General features: G+C 38.1%; 13 protein-coding genes. 6 read left to right on the top strand and 7 right to left on the bottom strand.

All coding sequences use genetic code 11. The annotated features are described in order from the left end of the window. Window positions 1-6 precede the first annotated feature (6 nt). From AC4IF5_RS05785 to rsfS, 3 genes are all read right to left on the bottom strand, one after another. The gene (locus AC4IF5_RS05785) at window positions 7-588 is read right to left on the bottom strand and encodes an LUD domain-containing protein (RefSeq protein WP_490732538.1); all 582 of its coding nucleotides are present in this window, start codon (window positions 586-588) and stop codon (window positions 7-9) included. Window positions 589-724: 136 nt separating this feature from the next. After that, window positions 725-2,746: an ATP-dependent zinc metalloprotease FtsH gene (ftsH, locus tag AC4IF5_RS05780; RefSeq protein WP_490732536.1), complete on the bottom strand. Its 2,022-nt coding sequence runs from the start codon at window positions 2,744-2,746 to the stop codon at window positions 725-727. Between the two features lie 17 nt (window positions 2,747-2,763). After that, complete coding sequence (gene rsfS / locus AC4IF5_RS05775) at window positions 2,764-3,132, bottom strand: ribosome silencing factor (RefSeq protein ID WP_490732534.1); 369 nt, start codon at window positions 3,130-3,132, stop codon at window positions 2,764-2,766. An 87-nt stretch (window positions 3,133-3,219) separates the two neighbouring features. Between rsfS and AC4IF5_RS05770 the strand changes: the two genes are divergently transcribed. Further along, entirely contained in the window at window positions 3,220-3,936 is a 717-nt protein-coding gene (locus tag AC4IF5_RS05770) for a biotin--[acetyl-CoA-carboxylase] ligase (protein WP_490732532.1), read from the top strand. On the opposite strand, the gene AC4IF5_RS05765 is transcribed toward AC4IF5_RS05770, so the two are convergent. From AC4IF5_RS05765 to AC4IF5_RS05750, 4 genes are all read right to left on the bottom strand, one after another. Then, entirely contained in the window at window positions 3,930-5,042 is a 1,113-nt protein-coding gene (locus AC4IF5_RS05765; protein WP_490732530.1) for an LptF/LptG family permease, read from the bottom strand. The genes AC4IF5_RS05770 and AC4IF5_RS05765 overlap by 7 nt on opposite strands. A 7-nt stretch (window positions 5,043-5,049) precedes the next feature. Continuing rightward, the gene (gene tgt / locus AC4IF5_RS05760; protein ID WP_490732528.1) at window positions 5,050-6,180 is read right to left on the bottom strand and encodes a tRNA guanosine(34) transglycosylase Tgt; all 1,131 of its coding nucleotides are present in this window, start codon (window positions 6,178-6,180) and stop codon (window positions 5,050-5,052) included. Window positions 6,181-6,248: 68 nt separating this feature from the next. Next, window positions 6,249-6,617 carry a DUF4296 domain-containing protein gene (locus tag AC4IF5_RS05755; RefSeq protein ID WP_490732526.1) on the bottom strand — a complete coding sequence of 123 codons (369 nt, stop codon included), beginning with the start codon at window positions 6,615-6,617 and terminating at the stop codon, window positions 6,249-6,251. Window positions 6,618-6,619: 2 nt separating this feature from the next. Beyond that, window positions 6,620-7,336, bottom strand: coding sequence for a polyprenol monophosphomannose synthase (locus AC4IF5_RS05750; RefSeq protein ID WP_490732524.1), 717 nt, complete (start codon window positions 7,334-7,336; stop codon window positions 6,620-6,622). 242 nt (window positions 7,337-7,578) lie between these two features. Between AC4IF5_RS05750 and AC4IF5_RS05745 the strand changes: the two genes are divergently transcribed. From AC4IF5_RS05745 to AC4IF5_RS05725, 5 genes are all read left to right on the top strand, one after another. Further along, complete coding sequence (locus AC4IF5_RS05745; RefSeq protein ID WP_490732522.1) at window positions 7,579-8,247, top strand: DUF4271 domain-containing protein; 669 nt, start codon at window positions 7,579-7,581, stop codon at window positions 8,245-8,247. Between the two features lie 12 nt (window positions 8,248-8,259). Further along, window positions 8,260-9,000 (top strand): uroporphyrinogen-III synthase, encoded by a 741-nt coding sequence (locus AC4IF5_RS05740; protein ID WP_490733019.1) that lies wholly within the window; start codon window positions 8,260-8,262, stop codon window positions 8,998-9,000. A 172-nt stretch (window positions 9,001-9,172) separates the two neighbouring features. Further along, the gene (locus AC4IF5_RS05735) at window positions 9,173-10,312 is read left to right on the top strand and encodes a T9SS type A sorting domain-containing protein (protein WP_490732520.1); all 1,140 of its coding nucleotides are present in this window, start codon (window positions 9,173-9,175) and stop codon (window positions 10,310-10,312) included. Between the two features lie 126 nt (window positions 10,313-10,438). After that, on the top strand, window positions 10,439-12,487 hold the full coding sequence (locus AC4IF5_RS05730; RefSeq protein WP_490732518.1) for a S9 family peptidase: 2,049 nt from the start codon (window positions 10,439-10,441) through the stop codon (window positions 12,485-12,487). A 137-nt stretch (window positions 12,488-12,624) separates the two neighbouring features. Beyond that, window positions 12,625-12,966, top strand: a complete 342-nt coding sequence (locus AC4IF5_RS05725; protein ID WP_047097439.1) for a hypothetical protein — start codon at window positions 12,625-12,627, stop codon at window positions 12,964-12,966. The last annotated feature ends 170 nt before the right edge of the window (window positions 12,967-13,136 follow it).

The raw sequence follows: 13,136 nt of genomic DNA, 5'->3' as shown, positions 1-13,136 counted from the left end.
GGGTGCTTAATCTTCAAGCAGCAATAAAAACAGTTTTGTACTGGAATTGGAAGAACTGTCCATTTTAGACTGGCTTCCGCTGATGGAAGTAAGGTTCTTGATATTCCCGTTTCTTTTTATTTTCCCCATGGCATCATTCAGGTTATTGACAATCTGTGAAACATTGGCAATGATAATAATTTTATCTGGAAGCCTTGAAGAATGATAATGAAGAATATTATTGTGTGAAAGCATGATTCTGCCATCATAGGCGATCAGGTATTCACAGGTGATGAAAGCCGCATCATTAGACGGCTCCAATTCTGAAGTATAAGAAGTTTTCACAACGTTCAAAAAGTTCTGAAGTTCTTTGTCCCAGCAGAAAAGGTTGCCGATACCTTCTATTTTGATAATTTGATTTAAAGTTTGTAGAGCCTCCGCCTCATCTGCACAATAATTAAAAAATCCCCCTGAATGCGTAAATAATTGCGCAAACTTGTAGTCAAGATCCGCGTTTTTCAGCGAATCCCCAAGCTTCTCCAGGCTCTGTTTTTCTTCTTCCTCAGGCTGGTTGGTAAGTTTGCTTACAATCCTCTTGAATAAATTCAACTTAATCTATTTTTAGTCAACTTTATACAAAAATAGAAAATAAATTACAATCGAGTCTAAAATATCTCTTTAAATATGAAAAAACCTGACAATTTTGAAGTTGTCAGGTTTTATTTATACTGTTTTATGAAGGATCTTAAAGCTGCGTCGGGCTTTCTGGTGCCTGTATTTCGCTTTCTTCTTCTTTATCTTTGGTCTGAGGGGTTTCCAATACTTCCGGCTGATCTTTTTCAGGGATCGTATTGGTAACGGGCTTCTCTGTCAGTTCAGGATCCCATGCTCTTTTTCCGAAAATTTCCTCAAGGTCTTCACGGAAGATCACTTCTTTTTCCAAAAGCTTGTTGGCCAGAGCATCCAGCTTATCTTTATTTTCAGTCAGGATCTTGATCGCTCTGTCATATTGCTCGCTTACAAATCTTTTAATTTCATCATCAATGATCTCCGCTGTTTTTTCAGAATAAGGTTTTGAGAACGAATAATCAGACTGACCTGAGCTGTCATAATAAGAAACGTGTCCTACTTTATCACTCAAACCGTATATCGTAACCATTGAATTAGCTTGCTTATACGCTCTCTCCAGGTCATTCTGTGCTCCTGTTGAATAGTCACCCAACGCTACCTGTTCTGCTGCTCTTCCGCCTAAAAGGGAACACATTTCATCAAGCAACTGCTCAGTTGTTGTGATCTGTCTTTCTTCCGGCAAATACCATGCTGCTCCCAAAGAACGTCCTCTTGGCACAATCGTCACTTTTAACAGCGGTGATGCATGTTCTGTCAGCCAGGAAACCGTAGCGTGTCCTGCTTCATGGAATGCAATTCTTCTCTTTTCAGAAGGCTTGATCGCTTTGTTTTTCTTTTCAAGACCTCCGATGATTCTGTCTACAGCATCAAGGAAATCCTGCTTCACTACAAATTCATGACTGTTTCTTGCTGCAATAAGTGCTGCCTCATTACACAAATTAGCGATATCCGCACCACTGAAACCTGGTGTTTGTTTTGCTAAAAAGTCTCGGTCTACACTATCATCAAGTTTGATCTTCTTTAAGTGAACATCAAGGATCTGTCTTCTTTCATGTAATTCCGGAAGGTCTACATAAATTGAACGGTCAAAACGTCCTGCCCGCATCAAAGCTTTATCAAGGATATCCGCTCTGTTGGTAGCCGCCATTACGATAACATTCGTATCTGTTCCGAAACCATCCATTTCAGTAAGAAGCTGGTTCAGCGTATTTTCTCTTTCATCGTTTCCGCCGGAGAAATTGTTTTTCCCTCTTGCACGTCCGATGGCATCGATCTCATCGATAAAGATGATCGCAGGAGATTTTGCTTTTGCCTGGGCAAAAAGGTCTCTCACCCTTGAAGCTCCTACCCCCACAAACATTTCTACAAAATCAGAACCTGAAAGGGAGAAGAACGGAACCTTGGCTTCACCTGCAACAGCTTTTGCCAATAGGGTTTTACCGGTTCCCGGAGGCCCTACTAAAAGGACTCCTTTAGGAATTTTACCTCCCAGCTTCGTATATTTTTCAGAGTTTTTCAGGAAATCAACAACTTCCTGCACTTCTTCTTTAGCTCCTTCCAAACCGGCAACATCTTTAAATGTTACCTGAATTCTTTCTTTTTCATCAAAAAGCTTGGCTTTAGATTTTCCGATAGAGAAGATTTGTCCGCCAGGACCTCCACCACCACCCATCTTTCTGAAAAGAAGGAAGTAGAACAATCCTAAAATCGCAATCCAGATCAATGCGGACACTAAAATGTCCATGAACGGGCTTTTACCGGCTCCATAGTCTTTAGCAGTCTTAATTGCCGGATTTTCAGCTTTAATCTGCTCAAATTTCTGAAGGAAAAGCTGCAGATCTCCATATTTCACAGAATAATCTGCTTTAGGAGCCATTTCGAATGCGGAAAGGGGATTGTTTTCTTTGCCTGTTTTGGTAACCACTGCCGACTTTGCCTCTTTTGTAAGGAAAACATCAGCTTTTTCTATGTCTTTGTATATAATTATATTCTGGACTTTCCCCGCCTGCATTTCTCTAAAGAAACCATCTTCATCAATAGATTTTGCAGTATCGCCTCCAAGGAAGTTGGAGCCAAAGAATAGCAAAAGAGCTATGATTGCAATAGGAAAGAACCAGTTGAATCCTTTATTATTCATTTATACTTTTTAAAATTTTATAATTCATTTTCAATTTTGGTAATGACCGCGTCACCCCAAAGCTCTTCTATGTCATAGTACTCACGTACCTGTTTTTGAAATATATGAACCACCACTGAAACATAATCCACCAGTACCCACATCGCATTCTCAGTACCTTCCACATGCCAAGGTCTTTCTTTCAGATCATTTCGCACTTTCTTCTCCACACCTCCTGCCAATGCTGCAACATGTGTATTTGAGTTCCCGCTACATATCACGAATGTTTCTGCCACTGAGTTTTCGATGTTGGAAAGATCGAAGATCATAATATCTTCACCTTTTACATCCTGGATAGCTTCAACGATTTTATCTAATAATTCTTGTTTTTCTGTTGTTTTATTCATTAAAAAAATACTATAATCTGCAAATTTATTGTTTTTTCTTTACTTTAACCTTACTTTTACCCCCTTAATGTCTTAAAGTTTTCTTAAATGAGTCAACTCTTCTATCTGAAAGAATGTTCTTCTACTAATGACGAAATATCCAAGTTTTTACTTTACGAAAATTCAGATTTTATAGGATTGCATACTTTTAATCAAACCAAAGGTCGTGGTCAGTATGGAAATGTATGGACTCAGACTGCCGGAAAAAACCTGGCTTATACGCTGGCAGTGAATACGCAAAACATCCTGTGCTCCGACTTTATATTCAATTATTATACCGCAATGCTTGTCCGGGATTTCCTTGCCAATTTGGCTGACTCAGAAGTAAAAATCAAATGGCCGAATGATATTATCCTTAAAGGTAAAAAAATCGTCGGAATTTTAATAGAAAAGAAAAAAATTAATCAAAATAATTATTTTATAATCGGAACCGGCATAAACATCCTTCAGGAAAATTTTGAGGAAATATCCAACGCAGGTTCACTTCTGATGCAGACAGGGCTACGATTTGACATGGAAAACCTTGCGTTCAGCTTTCACGAATTCCTTTGTGAGCAATTGAAAAATATTCCGTCCGAACAGGAAATCCTGGACAGGTTCAATCAGCATCTTTTCAGAAAAGATCAGATATCGGTCTTTGAAATTGGAAAAGAGCGACAAAATGGCATCATCCGGAATGCGGACGATAAAGGCGAGCTTTGGATCGAGATGGAAAACGGCGGAATGCGCAATTTTTATCACAAAGAAGTAAAACTCCTTTATTGATTGGCTCTTTTAATATAAAGATAAAGGGTAAGCGGCAGGAAAACCAGATTGGGCAACCACATTGCCAGCGCAGGAGATAAGCTTTTATTCTCCGAAACCACCTTTAAAGCTTCAAATGAAAATACAAAAATAAAGGCCAATGAAATTCCTAACGCAAGGTTGATTCCCAGCCCCCCCCTTTTCTTTTGGGAAGAAAGTGAAAGCGCCAGAAAGGTAAGGATAATGATGGAAACAGGCATTGAAGTTCTTTGGTGAAGCTCATTCAGGTAAGAGTTCAGGTTACTGTTTCCTCTTTCTTTTTCTCTTTCGATGAATTTTAAAAGCTCAGGGGTCGTTTTATTTTGTCCCAAAAGCTCATTAGGGAAAAGTTCCTCCGGCGAATGTCCGTAGTTTTTCCTCAGTTCTATTCCGTTATTAAGCTTCTCAGAATTGTCCTTATTGATCGTTTTTTCAAAATAGTTATTCAAAACGAACTGTTTTTTTGCTTTATCCCAGTAGACATCACTGGCTTTCAGCTCATAAATCATCCTTCTCTCCTTATCAAATTTCTGATAGACAAAGCTGGAACCTCTTTTTTCCCTTTTATTCCATGAGTCTACGAAGATATACTCCGTTTTACTCAGCTGTGAAGAAGCCGGGGATGTTCCTAAGATCTTTTCTTTATTGGCGGCATTATAGGTATAGGCCTCCAGTTCATTTTTCTTGATATTGGCCCATGGCAGCACCATATGATACACCATAAACGCGATCAGTGCAATCAGGATCGAAGTATACAGATAAGGCTTTGAAAACCTGTGAAAACTTGCTCCACTGCTGATGATGGCTACAATTTCTGTATTATTCGCCATACGGGACGTAAAATAGATCACCGAAATAAACACCAGAATGGAAAGGAATGTCACCACAAGATTAATAATCCAGAAAGGATAAAAATGGATCAGGAAATACATCAGATCAAGCTTCGGATCTATGGCTTTCGCATTTTCTATCCTTGGTATCTTTTGCTGAACATCAATCACAAGCACCACTATAGACAACAGTACCAACATGAAACTGAAAGTTCCAAGGTATTTTTTGATGATATATCTGTCTACAATTTTAAGCATAATCTCCTTACAGTCTTTGTCTAAGAACCGGTACTACAGAGTTTTTCCACTCATAGAAATCGCCTGCAATAATATGTTCTCTGGCAACTTTTACCAAATCAAGATAAAATGCCAGATTATGAATCGAAGCGATCTGTTTCGCCAGATATTCTTTGGATACGAACAGGTGACGAAGATACGCTTTTGAATATTCATGGTCTACAAAACTGGTTCCAAATTCATCCAAAGGCGAAAAATCACGCTTCCATTTTTCATTTTTAAGGTTCATCACCCCCTGCCATGTGAAAAGCATTGCATTTCTTGCATTCCTTGTAGGCATTACGCAATCCATCATATCAATTCCCAAACCGATAGATTCCAGGATATTCCATGGGGTACCTACCCCCATAAGGTATCTCGGTTTCTCTTTTGGAAGAATATCCGTCACCTCATCAGTAATTCTGTACATTTCTTCTTCAGGCTCACCAACGGAAAGTCCTCCGATGGCATTTCCTTCGGCACCTGCTTCAGAAATAACTTCGGCAGAGATTTTTCTTAAATCGGAATAGGTAGATCCCTGAACGATCGGGAAAAGCCTCTGCTTATGTCCGTATAGCTCAGGGTTATTGCTCGTCCAGTCAATGCATCTTTTCAGCCAGCGATGCGTAAGCTCCATTGATGATTTTGCCTGGTTGTATTCGCATGGATAAGGGGTACATTCATCAAAAGCCATGAAAATATCAGCTCCGATCTGTCTCTGGATTTCCATTGATCTTTCCGGAGAGAACATATGATAGCTTCCGTCGATATGAGATTTGAATCTTGCCCCTTCCTCAGTCATTTTTCTGCTGCTTGCCAGGGAAAATACCTGAAAGCCCCCTGAATCGGTAAGAATAGGAAGGTCCCAGTTCATGAACTTATGTAATCCGCCTGCATCCTGCATCGTTTCCATTCCCGGACGAAGATAAAGGTGATAGGTATTCCCCAGAATGATCTGGGCTTTAATGTCTTCTTTTAATTCTCTCTGATGAACTGTTTTCACACTTGCTACAGTTCCCACAGGCATAAAGATGGGAGTCTGGATCTTCCCGTGGTCTGTGGTAATTTCCCCTGCTCTTGCTTTTCCTTCAGAGGTTTTCTCTATATTAAAAAATTTCATCTGTATACTTCTTTAAATTCACCGATTTTACCAGTGATCCTGCGTACGGAATATCTGCCGCCCTGTGATTATCTCACCATAACGGGCGAGGTTCCGTTCTGCTTGATTTTATCTTTTATGTATTGATCTGCTTTGGGATCTTTTTTCAATAATATTTCCTGTGCATTATTCGCTATCCCCTCCATTTTTTCTTTAATCACATAATATTTGAAGCTTTCCACAAAGTCATCAGGCTTTACATGATGAGATTTAAGGATAAATCTTGTACCGGCTTCCAGGTTCCTGTCCTGATACATGAAGATAGCCTGGTCATTGATCGCAAGATCGGCAATAATCTCTGCCATCACTTCCTCTCCGACCAGATTTTTAGGCTTATCAATGTAATCGCCGCACGAAAACAGCCCCAGCAAAACGAAAATGAAGATCAGTTTTTTCATATTCATAATCTGTTAATGATGGATTTCCATTTTAAGTTTAAAACTCCAAATACCGCTTCATGAATAATGCCTCCGTTCATTTTGCTTTCTCCTAAGATCCTATTTGTAAATATGATAGGTACTTCTACAATGCTGAACCCTTTTTTGTAGGCTCTGAATTTCATTTCTATCTGAAACCCGTAACCTTTCAGCTTCACATTATCCAATCCGATCTCTTCCAGCACTTTTCTTGAAAAGCAGACAAATCCTGCTGTAGTGTCATGAATCGGAAGTCCTAAAACGAACCTTACATATTTTGAGGCAAAATAGGACAGCAATACTCTTCCCATAGGCCAGTTGACCACATTTACTCCTTTTGAATACCTGGATCCGATAGCCATATCAGCTTTCACACAGGCTTCAAAAAGTCTGGGCAGGTCATTGGGGTTATGTGAAAAATCCGCATCCATTTCAAAAATGTAATCGTATTTGTTTTCGATAGCCCATTTGAATCCATGAATATAGGCCTTCCCCAGCCCGTCCTTTATATGTCTTACAGACAGATGCAGGTAATGCGGATATTTCTTCTGCAACTCTCTTACTACTTCTGCTGTTCCGTCAGGAGAAGAGTCATCCACTACTAAAATATGAAAGTCGTCTCCCAATGCAAAAACTGCGGAAATAATATTTTCAATATTTTCCTTTTCGTTGTAGGTTGGGATGATGACGAGTTTTTTCATTTCAGTTTGCAAAGATAGTTTATTTAACCTTTTTATTTTATACAAAATAATCTATAATTTTGCAAAAATATTTCTCATGGATTAAGTAAATGATGCAGAAACTTTTATCCAATGGATCTGGGTCTGCTATAAGATCAGCGGGAGTAAATATTTAAACTGCAGTTTTCACAGTTCTGGCAATAAAAAATTCTATGCCATCCTGTGTTTTTTGAAGTTAAATAAAATATAAAAAAAATTAAATTTTGCCGTCATTACCAAACTACATCAATCATGTAAGAATACCTGAGAACAATGACTGGGTAATCTTTATACTCGTAGGCTGTATCTTTTTATATGTTTTTATGATGAATATTATAGAAAGGGATGCCAGTCTTAAAGATTTTCTGCTTCAGAAATATTTTGATGCAAGCAATAACCTTCCGAGCTGGATCATCACCTCATGTGTGACGATACTTACCTTATCCGTTTTGATTTCACAATATATTCCTGTTGTACCTAAATATATTGCCGACCTGCAGCTTTTCGGGTATCAGCTCAACAAATTTGGCTATACTTTGCTGGCCGTTGTATTTTTTTACCTGACAAGATCTGCATTAGGGTTTTTATTTTATCAAAGTATAGGAGATGGAAAAAAATGGTCTATTTTTTATTTCACCTCCACCAAATTTTATTTTATTCTGTCTTTTTTGTTAATAATTCTGTGTGTAACCCATTATTACTTCCCTATAGACAGAAATAAAATGTTTTTATATTATTTCTTCTTCTTTGCTTTTGTGTTCATTTTCAAAGTCTTTTTCTATTTATTTCACAAGAACAAGATTCTTCCGGAAAAATGGTATTATAAATTTTTGTATATTTGCACCCTCCAAATCGCACCATTATTATTGCTTTGGAAGCTGTTATTTTTTTAATAAATGTCAATGATGAGAATAAAGTCTATATTGGTTTCTCAACCAGCGCCTAGTGAGTCTTCTCCATATCTGGATATAGCGAAGAAGGAAAAAATAAAGATTGATTTCCGTCCATTTATCCACGTCGAAGGGGTTGACAATAAAGAACTCAGAACTCAGAAAATAGATCTGACACAGTATACCGGTATTATTTTTACCAGTAAGAATGCAATTGACCATTACTTCAGGCTTGCGGAAGAACTGCGTTTTTCCGTTCCGGATACAATGAGATACATCTGTCAGTCGGAAGCAATTGCCAACTATCTTCAAAAGCATATCGTGTACAGAAAAAGAAAGATCAGCTTTGGGGAGAAAAACTTCTCAGACCTGCTTCCTCTTTTCAAAAAATTCCCAACTGAAAAATATCTGCTGCCATCTTCAGATGTTTTGAGTCCGGATATCGTAAAAACTTTAGATTCTGCCAATGTAGAATGGACAAGAGCGATCATGTACCGTACCGTATGCAGTGACCTTACCGATATCAACATCAAAGATTATGACATGCTGATTTTCTTCAGCCCACAGGGAATCAAATCCCTGCAACAGAATTTCCCGGAATTCAAACAGGAAGAAACAAAAATCGGAGTTTTCGGAAACACGACTTTAGCCGCAGCAGAAGAAGCAGGATTAAAAGTAGATTTAATGGCTCCTACGAAGGAAACCCCTTCTATGACAATGGCTCTTGAAAAATACGTCAAGGCCCTTCATAAATAGTCTTTACGATAAACAATATAATCAACCATCTTTTCAGATTGAAAGGATGGTTTTTTTATGTCAAAACACAATTTCAAACTAATATTTTTTCGCTAACTATCAAATAGTTAGAATATTATTTATTTTATCACATTGTGGTGATTTTTTATCTATATTTAAACAAAATTTTAGCATGAGAAAATTACTACTTTGTCTATTCTTATTCATAATTTCATTTGCAAATGCACAAAATGACGATTGCTTGGGAGCAATACCGCTAACTGTTGGAACAGATTTTACTTCCGGAGCAATTACTTCCAGTAATGAAGGAGCTACTACTGACGGGCCTTCTCCTTCATGCAATCCGGATGCTGTTGATAACGTATGGTTCACAGTATTGGTACCCCAAAGCGGCAACCTTAAAATAGAAACCCGGGAAGCTTCCGGCTCTTATTTTGATGACAGCGTGATTACTGTTTACAGCGGAACATGCGGATCATTAACTGAAATTGACTGTAATGACGATGATGGTCAAGGTTATTTTTCATTGGTATCATTAACCGGACAAATCCCTGGTACTACATTGTATATAAATGTCTGGAAATATGATTCAGATACGGATGGCGGTGAGTTCCGGATCTCAGCTTATGATCCTATTCCTCCTGCCAATGATGATTGCTCACAGGCAACACCATTAACGGTAGGAACAGACTTCAATTCAGGAGCAATTACTTCCAGTAATGAGGGAGCAACGACTGACAGTTCTCCACCTATATGCAATGATGATGCTATGGAAAATGTGTGGTTTACAGTTGTGGTACCGCAAAGTGGAAACCTCAAGATAGAAACCCAGGAAGCTTCCGGTTCTTATTTTGACGACACCGTGCTTACTGTTTATAGCGGAACATGCGGATCATTAACTGAAATTGACTGTAATGACGATGATGATCAAGGTTATTTTTCATTGGTATCATTAACCGGACAAGCCCCTGGTACTACATTGTATATAAGTGTATGGAAATATGATTCAGATACGGATAGCGGGGAGTTCCGGATCTCAGCTTATGATGATACCGCATTATCAACGCATGAAGTTTCCGGAAACAAAAAGAAAATCCAGGTATACCCAAATCCTTTCAGTGATGTGCTCACCATTTCTGATACATCCGGTGTAAAATCTGTTTCTATTACCGACACTTCGGGAAGATTGGTCAGAATGATTGAAAGACCTTCATCTTCACTTTATCTGAAGGATTTAAAAGAAGGGCTTTATTTCATTACTTTAAAAATGAATGACGGGAGTATAGAAACAATTAAAACAATTAAAAAATAACCCTATTATCCAATATTAATGAAAAGGCTATCAAAAATTTGGTAGCCTTTCTTATATTTGAACAAGAATTAACATTGAAATAACGTCCCTGCAAATATTCAGGGCGTAAACAACTAAAAATATAGGATGAAAGCTCCACAAGCAAAAAAAATAGAGAAAATATTAGAAACTCACGGTGACAGAAGAATTGACAATTACTTTTGGCTCAATGAAAGGGAAAATCCTGAAGTCATCAAATATCTTGAGGAGGAAAATGCTTACGAAGAATTCATCATGAAAGATACCGAAGCTCTGCAGGAAGAGCTTTTCGAAGAGATGAAAGCCCGCTACAAAAAAGACGATGAATCCCTCCCTTACATATTTAATGGATATTGGTATATCGTAAGATATGAAGAGGGTAAAGAATATCCGATCTTCTGCAGAAAGTATAAAAGTCTCGACAATCAGGAAGAAATTGTACTTGACGTCAACATACTAGCTGAAGGCGAAAATTTCTTTGAAGTGGGCAGTGTCGCTGTAAGCCCTAATAACGCACTGGCCTCTTTTTCTTCAGATAATGTGGGACGAAGAATTTATACATTAAACTTCAAAAATTTAAAGACCGGAGAAATTTTGCCGGATACGATTCCAAACACTACAGGTAAAGCGGTTTGGGCTAATGACAACCAACATGTTTTCTACATAAGGAAGGATAAAAACCTCCGTGCATTCCAGGTTTACCGGCACCAATTGGGTACGGATTCCGCTGAAGACGTGCTGATCTTCCATGAAAAGGATGAAACTTTTGATGTGAACGTTTTTAAAACAAAATCTTTACAATACATTTTCATTGCCAGTTCAAGCACGATCTCTGATGAGCACCGTTTTATCCCTTCTGATAATGTTTTTGCAGACTGGACCATAATACAGCCAAGAATAGACGACCTCGAATATTCCGTAGAGCATTATGAGGATGAATTCTATATCATCACGAATGCGGATGGCGCAACGAATTTCAAAATTGTAAAAACCAAGATCAGCAGCTGCGGCATGGAAAACTGGATCGATGTCATTCCTCACCGTGCCGAAGTTTTACTGGAAGGATTTGAGATCTTCAAAGATTACCTTGTGCTTGAGGAAAGAGAAAAGGGATTGCTTCAAATCAAGATCATTGATGAAAAAACACAGGAGTCTCATTACCTTCCGTTCTCCGATCCTACTTATACCAGCTATATTGGAATCAATCTTGAATTTGATACCGAGGTTTTGCGTTATGGCTATACTTCACTGACACAGCCAAGCTCCACATATGAATATAATATGAAGGAAAAAACGACCAGACTTCTGAAGCAACAGGAAGTACTGGGCGGAAAATTCTTTCCTGAAAACTATATTTCTGAAAGGATCTGGGCAGATTCCAGAGACGGAGAAACGAAAATTCCGATTTCCTTAGTATATCATAAAGACACAAAAAAGTCTGCTGATACGCCGCTTCTTTTATATGGATATGGAAGCTACGGACATACGGTAGATGCCAGCTTTTCAAATGTAAGGCTGTCGATCTTAGACAGAGGCTTTATTTATGCCATCGCCCATATCCGCGGAGGGGAATATCTGGGAAGGGAATGGTACGAAGACGGAAAAATGCTGTCTAAGAAAAACACCTTCTTTGACTTCATTGATGCCGGAAAGCACCTAGTAAAGGAAAATTATACTTCATCAAAGCATATGTATGCAATGGGAGGAAGTGCAGGAGGCCTTTTGGTAGGCGCAGTTGTAAATTATGAGCCACAGCTGTTTAACGGAATGGTAGCACAGGTTCCTTTCGTAGATGTTGTCACTACTATGCTGGATGACACCATTCCTTTAACAACCGGGGAATATGATGAATGGGGAAATCCGAATGATGATGAATATTATCATTACATGAAGGAATATTCTCCTTATGATAATGTAGAAGCCAAAGATTATCCTCATATGCTGATCACAACAGGATTCCATGATTCCCAGGTACAGTATTGGGAACCCGCAAAATGGACGGCAAAACTGAGAGAATTAAAAACCGATAATAATATTTTAATCTTTAAAACCGATATGAGCTCCGGACATGGAGGAGCAAGCGGCAGATTTGAATCTTTGAAAGAAGACGCATTGGAATACGCGTTTCTTTTAAAGATAGATGAAACTTCCGCATAACGAAGCTTACCTGTTATAAAATATTTTAAAAGATATAAAAATTAAAACTGAAGAAATACTAACAACAACTTCATGTAAAAAAATGCCAAAGGATTGATTGTATCATTTGGCAACTATTATTCATCATTTATAAAGTTATGATCAACGAGTCTGAATATTGGAAAAAAATAGAACAGTTTTTTGAAGACAACTTCCAAACTGAAAAGAATCCGCCTATTGAAACACTTTTGTTTTTAATAGGACTACAGGAACTGGGAAGCGGTCAGCAGAAATATACAAAAGATGACAAGGTAAATCTCATTCACATTGCAGTTTGCAGATTGCTGGAACCATTCGGATATTATAAATTCACACATTATGAAGACGGATGGCCGCAGTTTGAGAAATTGGAGGATCTTCCGGAATTGAAGCCGAATGAGCAGACCTTGCTGATGAAAAAGGCGATTATTCAGTATTTTCAGGAAGAAGAACTGATTTAATTTGACAATGAGCTGATTTGAAAATCTGACAATCAAATAAGGCAATAATTATCAAAAACAACCCCATAAAGACACTTTATTAGTAAAATAGAGGCAAGTTTCAGCTTGCCTCTATTTTTTTTCAAATAAAACCCAACAGTTAATTAAAAATATATTTAAAATTTAATAAA

It is taken from the genome of Chryseobacterium sp. UF-290, assembly GCF_058245615.1.
This window is presented reverse-complemented; position numbering and strand designations above follow the sequence as displayed.